Origin of the sequence: Streptomyces sp., from assembly GCF_035563135.1 — a bacterium.
Lineage (GTDB): Bacteria > Actinomycetota > Actinomycetes > Streptomycetales > Streptomycetaceae > Streptomyces.
Genome location: NZ_DATMVN010000806.1, coordinates 1 through 16,911, shown reverse-complemented (window position 1 = coordinate 16,911; position 16,911 = coordinate 1). Strand labels below are relative to the sequence as shown.

Genomic DNA, 16,911 nt, shown 5'->3' with positions numbered 1-16,911 from the left:
CGGGAAGCCGAGGGCCACACCGGCTACTTCGTCCCCGGCACGGACTCGCTCCGCGCCTTCGTCGCCATCGCCGAGGGGGTCTCCCGATGAGCGTGCGGCAGCTGGTCTCCCGGATCGACGAGCGGACCCCCGCCCACCGCGACCGTGCGGTCGACGGGCTGCGCGCCCTGGCACTGCTGGCCGTCCCGGCCGGTCACTGGCTGCTCGGCGGATTCACCCTGGACGGCGACGGCGCCCTGCACAACGCCAGCCCGCTCTCCACGTTCGCCGTGTTCTCCCCGGTGAGCTGGGTGCTCCAGATGCTGGGTGTGTTCTTCCTGGTCGGCGGCTACGCCTCCGTCCTCTCCTACCACCGCAGGCCGTCCACCACCGGCGCCTGGCTGCGCGCCCGGATGGTCAGGCTGGGCAGGCCGGTGCTCGGCGTGACCGCCGTGTGGGCGCTGATGATCCCGGTGCTCTACGCCGCCGGGGTGCCCGAGGCCACCTTGCGCACGGGGGCGAAGCTGGTGATCCAGCCGCTCTGGTTCGTCGGGGTCTACGCCGTGGTCACGGCGCTCACGCCGTACTGCGTGCGCCTGGCCCGGCGGCTCGGCGGCTGGGCGGCGGCCCCGCTGATCGGCTCGGTCGCCGCCGTCGACTTCCTGCGCTACGGACCGTACGCGGACGCCGTGCCGTCCTGGCTGAGCCTGCTGAACATCCTGCCCGGCTGGCTCTTCGCCTACCAGCTCGGTGTCTCCTGGGGGCAGGGCCGCATCAGCCGGCGTGGGGCCCGTCTGCTGCTGATCGGGGGCACGGCTCTGTTCGCCGTGCTGCTGCTGGTCTTCCACTACCCGGCGTCGATGGTCGGCGTACCGGGTGAGGCGCGGACCAATTCGCATCCCCCGTCGCTGCTGGTCCTCGCGCTGGCATCGGCGCAGAGCGGTGCGGCGGTCCTGCTGCACGGCCGGATCGGGCGGGCACTGCGCCGCCCCGCGGTGTGGGCCCCCGTGGTGGTCATCAACCTGTCGGCGATGACGATCCTGTGCTGGCACCAGACGGCGATGCTGGCCGCGGCCGTCCCCGCGTCGTTCGCCGGTGCGGTGCCGGGGCTGACGACCGGCCCGGACTCGGTCGGCTGGATCCTGGCCCGGATGGCGTGGATGCCCTTGTTCGCCGCCCTGCTGCTGCTGATCTCCCGCTACGCCCGCCGCTTCGAGGCGCCCTGGGAGACGGGCAGCCGTGCCGGTCACGCGCGCCGGGCGGCGGCCGGACTGCTCGCGGTGGGCTTCGCGGTGTTCGCGCTGCGGCTGGCCTGAGGCAGCCGCAGCGAACGTTTCGTCCTGGCCGCCGCACAGGAAACAGCCGATGCCATGGGACGCCCGCACGACTGGTGACGCGCAGGGCGGGCGTTCGTTCCTGTGGCATGAGTACACCTGATGCCTCAGTGGCGACAGCGAGGGCGACTGTGACGGGCACCGGCTGCGCACTCTTCATTGCGCAGAGGTCAGAGAAGTCAGAAAGGCCGGAGAGATCGGAAACGCCGGTGTACGGGCAGTTGTTCAGGATCTGGGCTGCTCGCGGTCACACGCTCCCCGGCGTACCGGATCCGGAATGGCACCGGCTCATCTCCTACCGGCATCACCAGAAGGAAACGGAGCGGACGTTGCGGATGCTGCGCTTGCAGAAAAGCTTGCCGACCGGATGACGTGACAGTCACGGACGCTCCCGGTTCACGAAAAAAAAGCACGAACGGCCGGGAATATTGCGCGGGATGATTTTCGTCAGGTATGACCTCACAGGTCCAATCGGGTCATTTCAGGAACTCCCTGAATCCTATTCGGCCGCCACGGCGTTGACCGACCGTGGAAGCCAGGGAGATGTGGAAACGGCACGCCGTTTTGGCCGACGCCTTCTGCGGCGCGGACGACCGCGTGCGTGAGGCTCAGTCGGTGTTCGACGGGGCCCAGGCGGAGCGTGCAAGGACCCTTGCCGCTTTCGCCGTCACTGTGGGTAGCGACGCTGCGGTTGCCGAGCTGCTGGGGCTGAACGAGCGCGAAGTGCGAATCGCCCGCCGTACCGTCGGAAAGAGCGATGCGCGCTCGCTCGCCGGGACGCTGCTCAGCCGTCCGCCGGCCGGAGCTCCGGACATCGGCGCGGCGGCGAAGGCCGCTTCCGGCGACGGCGGTCCCCCACCCGCTCCCCGAGGCGTGGATCCGGCGGTCACCGCACGACCGCAGCCCAGACCGCCCTCCATTCCGGCACCCCGCGTGGAACAGTTCGCCACCCGGCAGGCGGGCCCTGCGGCGCCCACGGGAGCCAAGGAGTGGTCACACACCCACGACTCCCTGCTGGTGGACGGATGGAACAAAGGCACCGACGCCGCGGCCCTCGCCGCCCAGCTCGGTGTCGGGCTGACACAACTGGTCTCCCGCGCCCAGCTGCTGTACGCGGACGGCCGCCTCACGCGGGTACGCCGCGACCGGGGCCGTCACCGGCGTCCCACGGACGAATTCGCCCGTGCCGTCGAGAATGCCGACGGCTTCGACCGCGCCCTTTTTCCGAACACGAACGAGACCCCTTCATGGTCACCGCCGGACGGCGCCCACGGACAGGGGGAGAACGCGCCTCACACGTCCTGGAGCCAGGAGGGCAGTTCCTTCTGTCCCTCCCAGGTCAACTCGGCGCTCGGGAACTCCGGGTACCCCGTTGCGCAGAGATGGGCTCACGACTGGCCGGCCGGGCGCGGAGCCTGGGGCACGTCATGACCGTCAGCACCGACCGGGGCGTCGGGCCCGGTGCCACACCGCCGGAGCTGCCCGCCCAGTCGGAGCAGCAGGGGCAGGGCACCTACTTCCTCACCGGCTCCGGGGACCGCCTGGACCGGACCACCTGCCTCGATGTGTCGGAGAACGCCCGGGCGCACACCGCCTGCCTGGAGTCCGAGCACGTCATCGGCTGGTCCATGGACTACCTCCCCGTCTCCCAGCTGCACGCGATGCAGTGGCTCGGCGCCGGCATCATGCTCGCCGTCACCGCCGCCGTCGTCATCCTCCGGGGCCGCAAGCGGCTCCTGTGACGCGCGGGCCCCCGGGCGGGGGCCCCGGGGCCCCCGCCGGGCCCGGTCACTCGCGCACGGTGGCCGTGCTGCTCATGTCCGGGTAGCGGTCCCCCGCCACCCGGTCCGCGAGGGGCTCCAGAAGCTCCAGCTCCTGCGGGGTCAGGACCAGCCCGGTCGCCGCCACGTTCTCCAGCAGACGGCTGCGCTTGCGCGTGCCGGGGATCGGCACCACGGTCAGACCGTGCACCTGCGCCCGCTGCTGCACCCAGGCCAGGGCCACCTGCGCCGCCGAAGCCCCGTGTGCCGCCGCGATCTTGTGCACCGGCTCCAGCAGCGCGGCGTTCGTCCTCGCGTTCTCGCCGGTGAAGCGCGGCTGGTGCTTACGGAAGTCGTCGGGCGTGAGGTCCTTGGCCGCGTCCGCGAACGCCCCGGTCAGGAATCCACGGCCGAGCGGGGAGTACGGCACGAGGGTCACCCCGAGCTCGGCGGCCGCGGGCACGGCGCTGCGCTCCACGTCCCGGCTGAAGAGCGACCACTCGGACTGGAGGGCCGCGATCGGGTGCACGGCGTGCGCCTCACGGAGCTCGTCCCCGGTGACCTCGCTCAGCCCGAGCTGCTTCACCTTGCCCTGCCGCACCAGCTCGGCCATCGCGCCCACCGACTCGGCGAACGGGACGAGCGGGTCACGGCGGTGCATGTAGTACAGGTCGATGACATCGGTGTCCAGCCGGCGCAGGCTGCCCTCGACGGCCTCACGGATGTACGCCGGGTCGTTGCGCACGCCCCGGTAGTGCGGGTCGTCGGTCCGCTCGATGGCGAACTTCGTGGCCAGCGTGATCTCGTCCCGGTGCGCCCCGACGAACGGCGCGAGGAACGTCTCGTTGGCGCCGCGTCCGTAGATGTCCGCCGTGTCGAAGAGCGTGACGCCCGCTTCCAGCGCGGCCTCCAGGGTGTCCCGGGCCGCAGCCTCGTCGGTCTCCCCGTAGAACTCGCTGATCCCCATGCAGCCGAGCCCCTGCACACCGACCTGCGGCCCCCCGCTGCCGAGCTGTACGGTCGCGATCTTTCCGGTCTCGCTCATCAGGTCAGACCCTTTCCGATTCCGGCACCGCACGGGCGCCGCCATAGAAATCGATCTTGTAGTCGAGTACGGCCAGAGTTCCCTGGAGCTCGGCGATCCGCGCCCTCACGTCCCGCCGGGTCGCCTCCAGCAGTTCCTGCCGTTCGGCGAAGGTGTGGTCGCCCTCGCGGAGCAGCTCGGCGTACCTCACCATGTCGGCGACCGGCATTCCGGTCAGCCTCAGCTTGCCGACGAAGGCCAGCCAGTCCAGATCGCGGTTGCTGAACCGGCGCTGGCCCGTGTGGGAGCGGTCGACGTGCGGCATCAGCCCGATCCGCTCGTACCAGCGCAGGGTGTGCGCGGTGAGCCCGCTGAAGGCGACGACCTCGCTGATGGTGTAGCGGTCCTGGCCCTCGGGGCGCGGATGCGCGGTCGGAGCCGAAGCGCAGGTGTCCGTGCGTGCGGAAATGCTTTCCATCACCGTCATGTCCTCCACGCTAGAACCTTGGAGTGCACTCCAGGCAAGCGATCTCAGGGGCGAACCCGGATTCGGGCTCCCGTTAGGCTCGTACCCATGCAGAGCCTGGCGATGATCGAGAACTGGCCCGTCCCCACCGCGGCAGCCGCCGTCGTCACCTCGGACGGCACGCTCCTGGGTACCCATGGTCCCACCGCGCACCGCTTTCCGCTGGCCTCGGTGACCAAACCGCTCGCGGCCTACGCGGTGCTGGTGGCCTACGAGGAGGGCGCCGTCGAGCTGGACGAACCGGCCGGCCCCGAGGGCTCGACCGTCCGCCACCTCCTCGCGCACACCAGCGGGCTCGCCTTCGACGAACACCGGGTCACGGCGCCCGCAGGGACCCGCCGGCTGTACTCCAACGCCGGCTTCGAGGTGCTCGGCGACCACATCGCCAAGGCCACGGAGATCCCGTTCCCCGAGTACGTGCGCCAGGCGGTGCTGGAGCCCCTGGGCATGACGTCGACATCCGTGGAGGGCTCCCCGGCGAAGGACGGCGTCTCGACCGTGGACGACCTGGTGCGGTTCGCCGCGGAGGTGCAGGCCCCGCGGCTCCTCGACCCGCGTACGGTCCTGGAGGCCCAGAGCGTCGTGCACCCCGGCCTCAAGGGCGTACTGCCCGGATACGGCCACCAGAATCCCAACGACTGGGGACTCGGCTTCGAGATCCGTGACTCCAAGTCACCTCACTGGACCGGGCTTTCCTCCTCCCCCGCCACCTTCGGCCACTTCGGCCAGTCCGGCACGTTCCTGTGGATCGACCCGGTGGCGGGCGCGGCCTGCGTCACGCTCACGGACCGGGCCTTCGGGCCGTGGGCGGCGGAGGTCTGGACGCCCTTCACCGACGCGGTGCTGGCGGAGCTCGCCGCCGCCCGCTGAGCGGCCCTGCGGCCGAGGCACTCGAACCACACCGTCTTCCCGCGCCCGTCGCGGCGCTCCTCCACGCCCCAGCCGTCGGTGACGGCGCCCACCAGCAGCAGCCCCCGCCCGCCCTCGTCGAGCATGTCCCCCACGACCGGGCGGGGCAGCCGGGGGCAGGCGTCCGCGACCTCCACCCGCACACCCCCGGCCGGGAGCAGGAAGATCAGGGTCCGGCAGCGGCGGCCGGGAACGTGCCGCACGACATTGGCGATCAGCTCGGTGAGGGCGAGCTCCGCCGCGTCCGCCACGTCGAGCAGGCCCCAGCCGGTGAGGTACAGCCTCAGGATGCGGCGCAGATGACGGGCGGAGTGCTCGCCCATCGCCAGCTCGGCGCGGTAGACGGCTGCTTCCGCGTCACCGGTCCGGGTATCGGATACGTGATTCATGTCACCAGGATGCAGTGTTTTGATTACTCTCGGCTACGACTTGAAACGAACGCCACCCGGCGTTGAAGCGAGAGGCACTCCGTCATGGCCAACGTGCAGTCGCTCGACCCCAGTGCTTCCCCGTTGGACTTCTACGGCTGGGAGCTGCGCCGCCGCCGGGAGGCCAACAACCTCAAGCAGGGCCAGCTCGGCGAGATCATCTTCTGCACGGGCTCGTTGATCGGCCAGATCGAGACGACGAAGAAGGTGCCCACCCGCGACTTCTCGGAGCGCCTGGACGCCGCGCTCGGCACGGACGGGGTGTTCTCGCGCCTGATCGGCCTGGTGCTGCGGAGCCAACTGCCGCCGTGGTTCCAGGAGTACGCGGACATGGAGGCGAAGGCGGCGTACATCTCCACCTACCAGGCGCAGTTGGTGTACGGGCTGCTACAGACCGAGGAGTACGCGCGGGCGGTGCTGGCCACCGGCATGCCGAACGACCTGGAAGGGCTGGTCGCGGCCCGGATGGAACGGCAGCGAATCCTGGACCGGAAACAACCGCCTCTGGCGTGGACGATCCTGGACGAAGCGGTGCTGCACCGGCCGATCGGTGGGCGCGCGATCATGCGGAACCAACTCACCCGCTTGTTGGAGTTCACCGGGCACCGGTGGATGCGGGTACAGGTGCTGCCGTTCTCGGCCGGTGAACATTCAAGCCTGGCAGGATCCTTCACCGCGATGCGCTTCGACAAAGACCCGGACATCATCTACACCGAGGACCTCATTTCCGGCCATATGACCGCCAACCCCGAGACCATCAGGGAGGCCGCTCGCCGTTACGCTCACTTGCAGGCCGCAGCCCTCTCCATCGAGGATTCGGCGGCATTGATCACCCGTGTGATGGAGGAGCGTTATGGCAATCAGCCCGAACCTGAAGAGCACGGCGTGGCGTAAGTCCAGCTACAGCGGGACCAACGGCGGCGAGTGCGTCGAGTGCACCGTCACCGGCGGCGCCGCCTGGCGTAAGTCCTCATACAGCGGCAACACCGGCGGCGAATGCGTCGAGGTGGCCGACGGCTGCTCCGCCTCCGTCCCCGTCCGCGACAGCAAGAACCCGGCCGGACCCGTCCTGGTCCTGGGCGTGGACGCGTGGCAGGCCTTCGTGGACGGGCTCCGTTAAACCGCACTGACCGGCACGGACCTCGTGAGCCTGGACGCATGGCTGCGGCACTTCGCGGACTGATCCTGCGGGTCACGCCCGGCAGCCTCCGCGTGATCGGGCTCGGACAGGTTCAGCCGCTGTGCGATCACGCGATTTCGGCCAGAACTTCCGGCACCGGGCCCGGCGGACGCGCACCTGGGGGATCGGCCTGCTGTCCTTGGCGTCGCTCCTGTGGACCTGGTGCGCCGTACTGCTGCTCCTGCCGTACACGGTCGACGAGAAACCCGACGACGACCATCCCCGGAAGTGCGGATCCCGGTTGTTCACCTATCGCGGCACGGCCGACGAGGGTCTCCGGAACGGGGATTACTGCGGGGACGAACGCGACTGGCCGGAGGCCGTGGCCCTGCTCGGCCTGTCCCTGCCGGTGTCGGTCGTCGGGATGGGACTCTTCACCACCGGTACCGTGACGCGCCGCATGAGCTCCCACAGCCAGGCCATGCGTGAGCTGGACAAGCTGGCGGAGTCCTCGAAGAGCGGGGCGGACCAGCCGCTTCCGGGACGCGCGGGAGAAGTGTGACGCGGGTGGAGAGGCCGCGCCGCCGGCTGCCGGTCAACCCGGTGGCGGCAGAACGCGTCTTCGGGAGTGACGCAGTCACAGGGACCGACGCGAGGGGATCAGGCCATGGAAGAGGTTGCGGGTTCTGCGGTTGTGCGGGTCCTCAAGGGCATCGGCTGGCTCGCGTTCCACACCGTCGACACGGTGGGTGAGCTGCTCGCCAACCACATTCCGTGGAAGAAGCGGAACAAGCGCTCCGACAAGGACACCTGACTCCCGCCATTCGCCGTGGCCGTGACCACCGCCGGGGCCGCTGTCATGGCCGACTCCCCCCGCTCCGGCCTTGACGACCGTCCACGGACGCGTCAAGCCGTCGTCCTCGTGTCCGAGGATGTGGCGGTGCCCGCGGTACGCCGGTCTGGTCCGGGAAAGCAGTTCGTCGGGCCGATCACCGGAAGTACGGCCTCGTGAGCCTCCGGGCGCTACGCGAGCGTCAGTCGGGCACAGCGGCGAGTCGCGCGGGCGGACGCCGCCACCACGGCGTGCGAGGCGGCCGAGAGCACGCCGGCCAGGGCGAGCAGCGGCCAGTGCGCGGTGAGCGCGGCGGCGAGGGCCAGCGCGAGCGTGGCGACCGCCATGGCGACGCTGGTCGTGGTTCCGGCCCAGGCGACCACCAGGGGCAGCCGGTGCGGGGTGGGCAGCCTGCGGGCGAGCGTCCCGGTGGCGGCCAGGGTGACCGCGGCGAGCAGCGCGGCGGCGATCGCGATGCCGGCCAGATGCACCGCCAGCGCCTGCGCCGTACGCGGAAGCTGCCAAGCCGTACCGGAAGGGCCGGGGGTCCGGGCCAGGAACCAGCAGGCGATCAGGAAGGGTGCGGTGAGAGTGACGGTCCGCGCCGTGTGCCGGGCCTGGGCGATGGTCAGTTCGCGCTGGCAGACCGGCGCGACCTCCTCGACGGTCCCGAAGTCCCGCACCGCCAGGCGGGCGGCCTGCTCGTAGGGCACGCCCTCCGCGGCATGGGCCCGGGCCGTCTCCGCGAGGCCCTCGCGCAGCTCCTCGATCATGCGGGCCTTGGCTTCCCGGGGCCCGTGCAGGGTGGCCCTCAGGGCTGCCTCGTAGTCCGCGACGGGGTCGGCCGGCCGGCCCGCCGCGTTCATGTGGTCAGTCCGGGCGGGGTGGCGGGGTTGAGGACGGAGCCGATCGCCGTGGTGAATTCGTCCCATGCCGTCCGCTCCCCGGCCAGGGTGCGCCGTCCCTCCTCGGTGAGCTCGTAACAGCGCCGGCGCCGTTCGCCTGCGGACTCCCAGCTGCTGCTCAGGAGCCCGATCCGCTCCAGCCGGTTCAGGGCCGGGTAGATCGTGCCCGTACGCAGTTCGAGTACGCCGCCGCTGCGGCGCTGCACGGCCGCGATGATCGCGTACCCGTGCAGCGGGCCCGGTTCCAGCACGGCCAGCAGCAGTCCGTCGAGGTGCCCTCGCACCGCATCCGCCTTCATGAGTAGGCAGCCTACCCAAAAGAGGCGTAGGCAGTGTATGTATTGGCAGCCAACATATGAGCGTGTTCCGAGCAGGAGGCACCCGCAGTGACCAAGCTGCTGCTATCCATCCATGTCATCGCGGCGATCGTGGCCGTCGGGTCGATCACCGTCGCCGCCTCGATGTTCCCGCGCTACGCCCTGCGGGCACTGGACGGCTCGGAGGGGCACGACCGGTCCGCCGGGGTCGCCGCGCTCCTGCACCGCGTCTGCTACGGCTACTCGCTCGCGGGCGTCTTCGTGCCCGTCTTCGGCATAGCGACCGGCGCCGCGCTCGGGGTGCTCACCGACGCCTGGCTGATCGCCTCGCTCGTCCTCACCCTGATCGCCGCGGCCATCCTCGGATTCGCCGTCCTGCCCGGGCAGCGGCGCCTGCTCGCGGAGGGCGAGGACGCGCCCACCGGCGAGGCCGCGCGTCCCGTGGCGGCGCGTCTGACGATGCTCACCGGCATCTTCAACCTCGTCTGGGCGGTGGTCGTCGTCCTGATGATCGTCCGCCCCGGCTCCACCACCGGCGCGTGAACCAGCAGTACCGGTGCCCCCACTCCGTCGCCCACCGGCCGGCGGGCGACTCGGGCTGCCGACCAGGGAGCCGTCGTGTCTCACACCGCGCCGAGCTCCCACACCAGCACCTCGGCGTCCCGCAGCGCCACCAGTTCCAGGCCCCGGGACTCCGTGATCCGCGCCGAGTCCCCCTCCTCCAGCCGCTCGTCGCCGAGGCGCACCCCGCCCCGCACGACATGGACGTACACCCCCGCCGCGTCCGGCACGGCTGTCCGCTCGCCCTCGGACTGCCGGCGTACATGGAGCATCGCGCCGGCTTCCGGGAGGGCGTACGGGGTGGAGTCGGCGATCCCCGCGACATGCGTGTAGGAGGGCGCCCCGCCGGGTTCCACGGGGGCCAGCCACATCTGGATGAACGTCAGCGGGTGTTCCCCGTCGTTGCGCTCGACGTGCCGCACCCCGGCGGCCGAGCTCAGGTGCTGGACGTCTCCGGCCCGTACGACGGTGGCGTGGGAGGCCGAGTCGCGGTGGGTGAGCTCGCCCTCCACCACCCAGGTGACGATCTCGGTGTGGCTGTGCGGATGCTCGTCGAAGCCCGCACCCGGGGCGAGCCGCTCCTCGTTGCAGGCCAGAACGGGCCCGAAGCGCAGATTGTCCGGGTCGTAGAACCGCCCGAAGGAGAACGCGTGCAGCGTCTCGATGCCGGCGGAGCCACCCGTGGCCGGGTCCCCGCCGCGGAAACGGTCCCCGGAGCGGCGTACGTCCATCACGCCCCCACGGTATCCCCGCCGGGTGGCCTCGCGCCCCGCCCCTCCGGGCCCCTGTCCCGATAAGGCAGTCTTGTGTCGTGCCCCGACCCGATCCTGAGCAGCCCGCCTCGCATGCCGCCCACCTCCACGCCGCGACCCTGAAACGGCTGGAGCAGTCCTCCGGCCGGCTGGCCGCGAACGCCATCGCCCGTATGGACGAGACACTGCCGTGGTACCGGGCGATGCCACCGGAGAACCGGTCCTGGATCGGCCTGGTCGCCCAGGCCGGTATCGCCGCGTTCACCGAGTGGTTCCGGCACCCGGAGACACCACAGGCCATCTCCACCGATGTGTTCGGCACGGCTCCGCGCGAGCTGACCCGGGCGATCACCCTGCGCCAGACCGTCGAGATGGTGCGTACGACGATCGAGGTCATGGAGACCGCGATCGAGGAGGTCGCGGCGCCCGGCGACGAGTCGGCGCTGCGCGAGGCGCTGCTCGTCTACGCCCGCGAGATCGCCTTCGCGACCGCCCAGGTGTACGCGCAGGCCGCCGAGGCCCGCGGGGCGTGGGACGCCCGGCTGGAGTCGCTCGTGGTGAACGCGGTGCTGTCCGGCGAGGCGGACGAGGGCGCCGTGTCCCGGGCCGCCGCCCTCGGCTGGAACTCCCCCGAGCATGTGTGCGTCGTCCTCGGGACCGCTCCCGACGGTGACAGCGAGCTGACCGTGGAGGCGATCCGGCGGGCGGCCAGGCACGCCAAGCTCCAGGTCCTGACCGGGGTGCTCGGCCACCGCCTGGTCGTGATCGCGGGGGGCAGCGACAACCCCCTGAACGTCGCGAAGTCGCTGATCGGCCCGTACGCGGCCGGTCCCGTCGTCGCCGGGCCCGTGGTGCCCGACCTCCTCGCCGCCACCCGGTCCGCGCAGGCCGCGGCCGCCGGTCTCAAGGCCTGCTCGGCGTGGCAGGACGCTCCGAGGCCCGTCCTGTCGGACGATCTCCTTCCTGAGCGCGCGATGGCCGGCGACCCGGCCGCGCGCGATCAGCTGGTGGAGGAGATCTACAGACCGCTCGAAGAAGCGGGTTCAGCACTTCTGGAGACGCTGAGTGTGTATCTGGAGCAGGCGAGCAGTCTTGAGGGCGCGGCACGCATGTTGTTCGTGCACCCCAATACCGTGCGCTACCGGCTGCGACGTGTGACCGACGTCACCGGGTGGTCGCCTTCCGACGTCCGTTCCGCGTTCACTCTGCGGATCGCCCTCATCCTGGGGCGCTTGGCCGCCGGAGACACTCAGTCCTAGACTTTTGTCGGACTTCAACAATTCCCCTGACGGTTCTTCGTCCCTGTCCCCACGGGCGTCCGAGGCCGTCCACAAGAGAGAGTGTGAGGGTGCTCGTACTCGTCGCTCCCGGCCAAGGCGCTCAGACGCCCGGCTTCCTGACTCCCTGGCTCGAACTCCCCGGTGCCGCCGACCGCATCGCGGGATGGTCCGACGCCATCGGGCTCGACCTTGCCCACTACGGCACGAAGGCCGACGCGGACGAGATCCGCGACACGGCGGTGGCCCAGCCGCTGCTGGTCGCCGCGGGACTCCTCTCCGCCGCCGCCCTGGGCGCCTCGCCCGGCGTGGTCGCCGGGCACAGCGTCGGTGAGATCACCGCCGCCGCGCTGGCCGGCGTCATCGAGGACGAGGCGGCGCTCCGTCTCGTACGCACCCGGGGGCTCGGCATGGCCGAGGCCGCCGCGGTCACCGAGACCGGCATGGCCGCGCTCCTCGGCGGGGACCCGGAGGTCACGGTCCCGCACCTGGAGAAGCTCGGGCTCACCCCGGCCAACGTCAACGGCGGCGGGCAGATCGTCGCCGCCGGCACCGCGGCACAGGTCGCCGCGCTGACCGAGGACAAGCCCGAAGGCGTACGCCGCGTGGTGCCGCTCAAGGTGGCCGGCGCGTTCCACACGCACCACATGGCTCCGGCCGTGGAGAAGCTGCGTGCCGCCGCCGCCGCCCTGACGGTCACCGACCCGAAGGTGACGTACGTGTCGAACGCGGACGGGAAGACGGTCGCCACCGGCGACGAGGTCATCTCACGGCTCGTCGGCCAGGTCGCCAACCCGGTCCGCTGGGACCTGTGCATGGAGACCTTCACCGAGCTGGGCGTCACGGCTCTCATCGAGGCCGCGCCCGGCGGGACCCTGGTCGGGCTCGCCAAGCGCGCGCTGCCCGGTGTGAAGACCCTCGCGCTCAAGACCCCCGACGACCTCGACGCCGCCCGCGCGCTCATCTCCGAGCACGCAGGCGCCTAAGGAGCCCGAGAGCATGTCGAAGATCAAGCCCAGCAAGGGCGCCCCGTACGCACGGATCATGGGTGTCGGCGGCTACCGCCCGACCCGTGTCGTGCCCAACGAGGTGATCCTCGAGACGATCGACTCGTCCGACGAGTGGATCCGCTCCCGCTCCGGTATCGCCACCCGCCACTGGGCCTCCGACGAGGAGACCGTGGCCATGATGTCCGTGGAGGCCTCCGGCAAGGCGATCGCGGACGCCGGGATCACTCCCGGGCAGATCGGCGGAGTCATCGTCTCCACCGTCTCGCACTTCAAGCAGACCCCCGCCGTGGCGACCGACATCGCGCACCGGATCGGCGCGGGCAAGCCCGCCGCCTTCGACATCTCGGCCGGCTGCGCGGGCTTCGGCTACGGCCTGACCCTCGCCAAGGGCATGATCGTCGAGGGCTCGGCGGAGTACGTGCTCGTCATCGGCGTCGAGCGGCTCAGCGACCTCACCGACCTGGAGGACCGCGCGACGGCCTTCCTGTTCGGCGACGGCGCGGGCGCGGTCGTCGTCGGCCCGTCCCAGGAGCCGGCCATCGGCCCCACCGTCTGGGGATCCGAGGGCGACAAGTCCGAGACGATCAAGCAGACCGTGGCGTGGAACGACTTCCACATCGGCGACGTCTCGAACCTTCCGCTCAACGAGCGGGGCGAGGTCAAGTTCCCGGCCATCACGCAGGAGGGCCAGGCGGTCTTCCGCTGGGCCGTCTTCGAGATGGCGAAGGTCGCCCAGCAGGCGCTGGAAGCGGCCGGGATCTCCCCGGAGGACCTGGATGTCTTCATTCCGCACCAGGCGAACATGCGGATCATCGACTCGATGGTGAAGACGCTCAAGCTGCCGGAGCACGTCACGGTCGCGCGTGACGTGGAAACCACCGGCAACACGTCGGCCGCCTCGATCCCGCTCGCAATGGAGCGGCTCCTGGCGACCGGCCAGGCCAAGAGCGGCGACACGGCGCTCATCATCGGCTTCGGGGCGGGTCTCGTCTACGCCGCGACGGTCGTTACCCTCCCCTAGGCACCCCGGACCTTTCGGTCCACCCGCCCGTACCCTGCAGAAACACACCGAAGGAGCGCCAACATGGCCGCCACTCAGGAAGAGATCGTCACCGGTCTCGCCGAGATCGTCAACGAGATCGCCGGTATCCCGGTCGAGGACGTCCAGCTGGACAAGTCCTTCACCGACGACCTGGACGTCGACTCGCTGTCCATGGTCGAGGTCGTCGTCGCCGCCGAGGAGCGCTTCGACGTCAAGATCCCCGACGAGGACGTCAAGAACCTCAAGACGGTCGGCGACGCCGCCGACTACATCCTGAAGCACCAGGGCTGATCCCGGCCCGTCCCGTGTGTCGCCACCCGGCGGTGGCGCCGCTGATTCACGACCCTCTACACGTGGAGAAGATTTTCCAGTGAGCCCGACCAATCGCACCGTGGTCGTCACCGGTATCGGCGCAACCACTCCGCTGGGTGGCGACTCCGCATCGACCTGGGAAGGTCTGGTGGCCGGCCGTTCCGGCGTCAAGCTTCTCGAGGGCGAACGTTTCGCCGAACTGCCCGTCCGGATCGCCGCCCTCGCGGCCGTCGACCCGGGTGACGTCCTGCCCCGTCCGCTCGCCCGCAAGCTGGACCGCTCGGCGCAGTTCGCGCTGATCGCGGCCCGCGAGGCGTGGGCCGACGCGGGCTTCACCGGCAAGGCCGGTGAGGACGAGAAGATCCAGCCCGAGCGTCTGGGTTCGGTCATCGCCTCCGGTATCGGCGGCGTGACCACCCTGCTCGACCAGTACGACGTGCTGAAGGAGAAGGGCGTACGCCGCGTCTCCCCGCACACCGTGCCCATGCTCATGCCCAACGGCCCGGCCGCCAACGTCGGCCTGGAGGTCAACGCCCAGGCCGGTGTCCACACCCCGGTCTCCGCCTGCGCGTCGGGTGCCGAGGCCATCGGCTACGCCGTCGAGATGATCCGCGCCGGCCGTGCCGACGTGGTCGTCGCCGGTGGCACCGAGGCGGCCATCCACCCGCTGCCGATCGCGGCTTTCGCCAACATGATGGCGATGTCCAAGAGCAACGACGAGCCCGAGAAGGCCTCGCGACCGTACGACACGGCCCGTGACGGTTTCGTCCTCGGTGAGGGCGCCGGCGTCGTGATCCTGGAGTCCGCGGAGCACGCCGCCGCGCGGGGCGCCAGGGTCTACTGCGAGGTGCTCGGCCAGGGCCTGTCCGCCGACGCCCACCACATCGCGCAGCCCGAGCCCACCGGGCGCGGGATCGCCGCGGCGATGCAGAACCTGCTGGACTCCTCGGACCTGAAGCCGTCGGAGGTCGTGCACCTGAACGCGCACGCCACGTCCACGCCGCAGGGTGACATCGCGGAGATCAAGGCGCTGCGTGCGGTGCTGGGCGACGACCTGGACCATGTCGCGATCTCCGCGACGAAGTCCATGACGGGTCACCTGCTGGGTGGCGCGGGCGGCATCGAGACCGTGGCGACGGTGCTGGCGCTGCACCACCGGACCGCACCGCCCACCATCAATGTCGACGACCTCGACGAGGCGGTCGAGGCCGACATCGTGCGTGCCGAGCCGCGCGCGCTGCCGGAGGGTCCGATCGCCGCGATCAACAACTCGTTCGGCTTCGGCGGCCACAACGTGGTCCTGGCGTTCCGTTCGGTCTGATCCGCCGGTCATCCGCCGATCCTGCCGCGAGGCCCGCTTCCCGTCCCGGGAGGCGGGCCTCGCGCATGCCGGGCGCCGCGGCCCGGGGAAAAACGTTCCGGCATTCCGGTCGACGGTCGAGGCCCCGGACAGCGGCAGCCGTCACACCACCTGGTGGAGCCAGCGGACCGGTGCGCCCTCTCCCGCGTGGCGGAAGGACTCCAGCTCGTCGTCCCACGGCTTGCCCAGGAGTTTCGCGACCTCCGTCTCCAGGTCCGTCTCGCCCCGCAGGGACCGCGCCAGGGCGGCCCGCAGCCGGTCCTCGGGGACCAGGATGTCGCCGTGCATGCCGGTGACGGCGTGGAAGATGCCGAGGCCCGGTGTGGAGCTGTAGCGCTCGCCCTCCGCCGTGGGGCAGGGCTCCGCCGTCACCTCGAAGCGCAGCAGGTCCCAGCCGCGGAGGGACGAAGCCAGCTCCGAAGCCGTGCCGGCCCGGCCCTTCCAGGAGAATTCGGACCGCCAGGTGCCTGGCGCGGCCGGCTGTCTGATCCAGTCCAGCTGGGCCCGCACACCGAGCACACCCGCTACCGCCCATTCGACATGCGGGCACAGCGCGCGCGGTGCGGAGTGAACGTAAAGAACTCCACGTGTCGTCACCGGGACCTCCAGTGTGGGACGAGGTTCGCCTTCCCCAGCGGCCTCGCGCCCGTACCGCCTCTTCCCGGCCGGCTCCCGAGGTTGTCATCAGTAAACAGCATCGGGAGTGAATCTCCTGAAAAGGGACAGTATGTGACGTGAGATAACTTACCGGACCCACTGTTTCGCACGCGTGCCGGTCGGGCGCCACTGGTTCGACGGGGAAAAGCTACCGTGCCCCGGGACCGGGTGTGTGACGTACGGTCGGTCCCGGGGCCAGGATTCGCAGAGCATTCACCCGCACAAGCGCGGAGGCCCGCCCCCTGGAGCTGTCCGGTTGTGCCAGGGGCACAATCACCCGTGTGGCCGAAAGGGAAACAGGATGCCCGAGCGTGCGTCACCCCGCCGTGTCCGAAGCGCCGCAGCCACCCTGACGGCGGTCGTGCTCGCCGGCGCCGCCGCGCTCACGGGCTGCGCCTCGGACGGGGGCGCGGACGCCCGGAGCACCACGGGCACCCGGAGCCCCTCCCCTTCGCCGGCACCGGGGTGGGACCCGAGCCCCGCCTCCCTCGCGGCCGTCGGCGATTCCATCACCCGGGGCTTCGACGCCTGCGCGGTGTTCGCCGACTGTCCCGAGGTGTCCTGGGCGACCGGCACCGACGCCGGGGTGCGGAGCCTGGCCGTACGCCTCATGGGGGCGTCGAAGGCGCTCTCGCACAGCTGGAACCACGCCGTCTCGGGCGCCAGGATGGCTCAGTTGCCGGAGCAGATGGCGCTGGCCGCGAAGGACGGTCCGGAGCTGGTCACCGTGATGATCGGCGCGAACGACGCCTGCCGGGACACGGTGCGGCTGATGACTCCGGTCGCCGATTTCAGGGCCTCCTTCG

General features: G+C 70.9%; 21 protein-coding genes and 1 pseudogene. 15 read left to right on the top strand and 7 right to left on the bottom strand.

All coding sequences use genetic code 11. The features are described from left to right. Positions 1–86: 86 nt before the first annotated feature. The 3 genes from VN520_RS35915 (at position 87) to VN520_RS35905 (ending at position 3,055) form a co-directional block, all read left to right on the top strand. Positions 87–1,295, top strand: a complete 1,209-nt coding sequence (locus tag VN520_RS35915) for an acyltransferase (RefSeq protein WP_325751143.1) — start codon at positions 87–89, stop codon at positions 1,293–1,295. Positions 1,296–1,910: 615 nt separating this feature from the next. Further along, positions 1,911–2,744 carry a hypothetical protein gene (locus VN520_RS35910; protein ID WP_325751142.1) on the top strand — a complete coding sequence of 278 codons (834 nt, stop codon included), beginning with the start codon at positions 1,911–1,913 and terminating at the stop codon, positions 2,742–2,744. Beyond that, positions 2,741–3,055, top strand: coding sequence for a hypothetical protein (locus VN520_RS35905; protein ID WP_325751141.1), 315 nt, complete (start codon positions 2,741–2,743; stop codon positions 3,053–3,055). Before VN520_RS35910 ends, VN520_RS35905 begins: the two co-directional genes overlap by 4 nt. A gap of 46 nt (positions 3,056–3,101) precedes the next feature. Here VN520_RS35905 and VN520_RS35900 read toward each other — a convergent pair whose 3' ends face one another. Then, positions 3,102–4,118, bottom strand: coding sequence for an aldo/keto reductase (locus VN520_RS35900; protein WP_325751140.1), 1,017 nt, complete (start codon positions 4,116–4,118; stop codon positions 3,102–3,104). Positions 4,119–4,122: 4 nt separating this feature from the next. Further along, positions 4,123–4,584 (bottom strand): MerR family transcriptional regulator, encoded by a 462-nt coding sequence (locus VN520_RS35895; protein WP_325751139.1) that lies wholly within the window; start codon positions 4,582–4,584, stop codon positions 4,123–4,125. 87 nt (positions 4,585–4,671) lie between these two features. Between VN520_RS35895 and VN520_RS35890 the strand changes: the two genes are divergently transcribed. Next, the gene (locus VN520_RS35890; protein ID WP_325751138.1) at positions 4,672–5,493 is read left to right on the top strand and encodes a serine hydrolase domain-containing protein; all 822 of its coding nucleotides are present in this window, start codon (positions 4,672–4,674) and stop codon (positions 5,491–5,493) included. A gap of 14 nt (positions 5,494–5,507) precedes the next feature. Here the strand turns inward: VN520_RS35890 and VN520_RS35885 are convergent. Continuing rightward, positions 5,508–5,921 (bottom strand): annotated as a pseudogene (locus VN520_RS35885) (ATP-binding protein); the annotation flags it as partial. Positions 5,922–6,005: 84 nt separating this feature from the next. On the opposite strand from VN520_RS35885, the gene VN520_RS35880 reads away from it, so the two are divergent. The 4 genes from VN520_RS35880 (at position 6,006) to VN520_RS35865 (ending at position 7,894) form a co-directional block, all read left to right on the top strand. After that, complete coding sequence (locus tag VN520_RS35880) at positions 6,006–6,854, top strand: helix-turn-helix transcriptional regulator (RefSeq protein ID WP_325751137.1); 849 nt, start codon at positions 6,006–6,008, stop codon at positions 6,852–6,854. Further along, positions 6,814–7,080 carry a DUF397 domain-containing protein gene (locus VN520_RS35875; protein WP_325751136.1) on the top strand — a complete coding sequence of 89 codons (267 nt, stop codon included), beginning with the start codon at positions 6,814–6,816 and terminating at the stop codon, positions 7,078–7,080. The genes VN520_RS35880 and VN520_RS35875 overlap by 41 nt, the downstream gene beginning before the upstream one ends. A 121-nt stretch (positions 7,081–7,201) precedes the next feature. Further along, positions 7,202–7,642 (top strand): hypothetical protein, encoded by a 441-nt coding sequence (locus VN520_RS35870; protein ID WP_325751135.1) that lies wholly within the window; start codon positions 7,202–7,204, stop codon positions 7,640–7,642. Between the two features lie 105 nt (positions 7,643–7,747). Then, on the top strand, positions 7,748–7,894 hold the full coding sequence (locus tag VN520_RS35865; RefSeq protein ID WP_325751134.1) for a hypothetical protein: 147 nt from the start codon (positions 7,748–7,750) through the stop codon (positions 7,892–7,894). A 209-nt stretch (positions 7,895–8,103) separates the two neighbouring features. Here VN520_RS35865 and VN520_RS35860 read toward each other — a convergent pair whose 3' ends face one another. Continuing rightward, a complete protein-coding gene (locus VN520_RS35860) occupies positions 8,104–8,778 on the bottom strand; it encodes a permease prefix domain 1-containing protein (protein ID WP_325751133.1) in 675 nt (224 codons plus the stop codon). Beyond that, positions 8,775–9,116: a PadR family transcriptional regulator gene (locus VN520_RS35855; RefSeq protein ID WP_325751132.1), complete on the bottom strand. Its 342-nt coding sequence runs from the start codon at positions 9,114–9,116 to the stop codon at positions 8,775–8,777. The genes VN520_RS35860 and VN520_RS35855 overlap by 4 nt, the downstream gene beginning before the upstream one ends. Before the next feature lie 87 nt (positions 9,117–9,203). On the opposite strand from VN520_RS35855, the gene VN520_RS35850 reads away from it, so the two are divergent. Beyond that, complete coding sequence (locus VN520_RS35850) at positions 9,204–9,677, top strand: hypothetical protein (RefSeq protein WP_325751131.1); 474 nt, start codon at positions 9,204–9,206, stop codon at positions 9,675–9,677. 80 nt (positions 9,678–9,757) lie between these two features. Here VN520_RS35850 and VN520_RS35845 read toward each other — a convergent pair whose 3' ends face one another. Next, a complete protein-coding gene (locus VN520_RS35845) occupies positions 9,758–10,426 on the bottom strand; it encodes a pirin family protein (protein ID WP_414720061.1) in 669 nt (222 codons plus the stop codon). A gap of 80 nt (positions 10,427–10,506) precedes the next feature. Here VN520_RS35845 and VN520_RS35840 point away from each other — a divergent pair, with 80 nt between their 5' ends. The 5 genes from VN520_RS35840 (at position 10,507) to fabF (ending at position 15,409) form a co-directional block, all read left to right on the top strand. Continuing rightward, positions 10,507–11,706: a PucR family transcriptional regulator gene (locus tag VN520_RS35840; protein ID WP_325751129.1), complete on the top strand. Its 1,200-nt coding sequence runs from the start codon at positions 10,507–10,509 to the stop codon at positions 11,704–11,706. Between the two features lie 89 nt (positions 11,707–11,795). Then, positions 11,796–12,710 carry an ACP S-malonyltransferase gene (locus VN520_RS35835; protein WP_325751144.1) on the top strand — a complete coding sequence of 305 codons (915 nt, stop codon included), beginning with the start codon at positions 11,796–11,798 and terminating at the stop codon, positions 12,708–12,710. Between the two features lie 13 nt (positions 12,711–12,723). Next, complete coding sequence (locus tag VN520_RS35830) at positions 12,724–13,755, top strand: ketoacyl-ACP synthase III (RefSeq protein ID WP_325751128.1); 1,032 nt, start codon at positions 12,724–12,726, stop codon at positions 13,753–13,755. A 63-nt stretch (positions 13,756–13,818) separates the two neighbouring features. Next, positions 13,819–14,067: an acyl carrier protein gene (locus tag VN520_RS35825; protein WP_014045780.1), complete on the top strand. Its 249-nt coding sequence runs from the start codon at positions 13,819–13,821 to the stop codon at positions 14,065–14,067. Between the two features lie 79 nt (positions 14,068–14,146). Continuing rightward, a complete protein-coding gene (gene fabF, locus VN520_RS35820) occupies positions 14,147–15,409 on the top strand; it encodes a beta-ketoacyl-ACP synthase II (protein ID WP_325751127.1) in 1,263 nt (420 codons plus the stop codon). 141 nt (positions 15,410–15,550) lie between these two features. On the opposite strand, the gene VN520_RS35815 is transcribed toward fabF, so the two are convergent. Continuing rightward, positions 15,551–16,045: a DUF3145 domain-containing protein gene (locus VN520_RS35815; protein WP_325751126.1), complete on the bottom strand. Its 495-nt coding sequence runs from the start codon at positions 16,043–16,045 to the stop codon at positions 15,551–15,553. A 361-nt stretch (positions 16,046–16,406) separates the two neighbouring features. On the opposite strand from VN520_RS35815, the gene VN520_RS35810 reads away from it, so the two are divergent. Beyond that, positions 16,407–16,911: SGNH/GDSL hydrolase family protein (locus VN520_RS35810; RefSeq protein WP_325751125.1), on the top strand; the 505-nt coding region annotated here is incomplete at its 3' end.

Excerpts from the sequence above, each read along its gene's own strand:
- VN520_RS35860 (WP_325751133.1), bottom strand. The coding sequence starts at position 8,778 with ATGAACGCGGCGGGCCGGCCGGCCGACCCCGTCGCGGACTACGAGGCA.
- VN520_RS35900 (WP_325751140.1), bottom strand. The coding sequence starts at position 4,118 with ATGAGCGAGACCGGAAAGATCGCGACCGTACAGCTCGGCAGCGGGGGG.
- VN520_RS35830 (WP_325751128.1), top strand. The coding sequence starts at position 12,724 with ATGTCGAAGATCAAGCCCAGCAAGGGCGCCCCGTACGCACGGATCATG.
- VN520_RS35905 (WP_325751141.1), top strand. The coding sequence starts at position 2,741 with ATGACCGTCAGCACCGACCGGGGCGTCGGGCCCGGTGCCACACCGCCG.
- VN520_RS35855 (WP_325751132.1), bottom strand. The coding sequence starts at position 9,116 with ATGAAGGCGGATGCGGTGCGAGGGCACCTCGACGGACTGCTGCTGGCC.
- VN520_RS35875 (WP_325751136.1), top strand. The coding sequence starts at position 6,814 with ATGGCAATCAGCCCGAACCTGAAGAGCACGGCGTGGCGTAAGTCCAGC.
- VN520_RS35825 (WP_014045780.1), top strand. The coding sequence starts at position 13,819 with ATGGCCGCCACTCAGGAAGAGATCGTCACCGGTCTCGCCGAGATCGTC.
- VN520_RS35895 (WP_325751139.1), bottom strand. The coding sequence starts at position 4,584 with ATGACGGTGATGGAAAGCATTTCCGCACGCACGGACACCTGCGCTTCG.
- VN520_RS35890 (WP_325751138.1), top strand. The coding sequence starts at position 4,672 with ATGCAGAGCCTGGCGATGATCGAGAACTGGCCCGTCCCCACCGCGGCA.
- VN520_RS35845 (WP_414720061.1), bottom strand. The coding sequence starts at position 10,426 with ATGGACGTACGCCGCTCCGGGGACCGTTTCCGCGGCGGGGACCCGGCC.
- VN520_RS35915 (WP_325751143.1), top strand. The coding sequence starts at position 87 with ATGAGCGTGCGGCAGCTGGTCTCCCGGATCGACGAGCGGACCCCCGCC.
- VN520_RS35865 (WP_325751134.1), top strand. The coding sequence starts at position 7,748 with ATGGAAGAGGTTGCGGGTTCTGCGGTTGTGCGGGTCCTCAAGGGCATC.
- VN520_RS35880 (WP_325751137.1), top strand. The coding sequence starts at position 6,006 with ATGGCCAACGTGCAGTCGCTCGACCCCAGTGCTTCCCCGTTGGACTTC.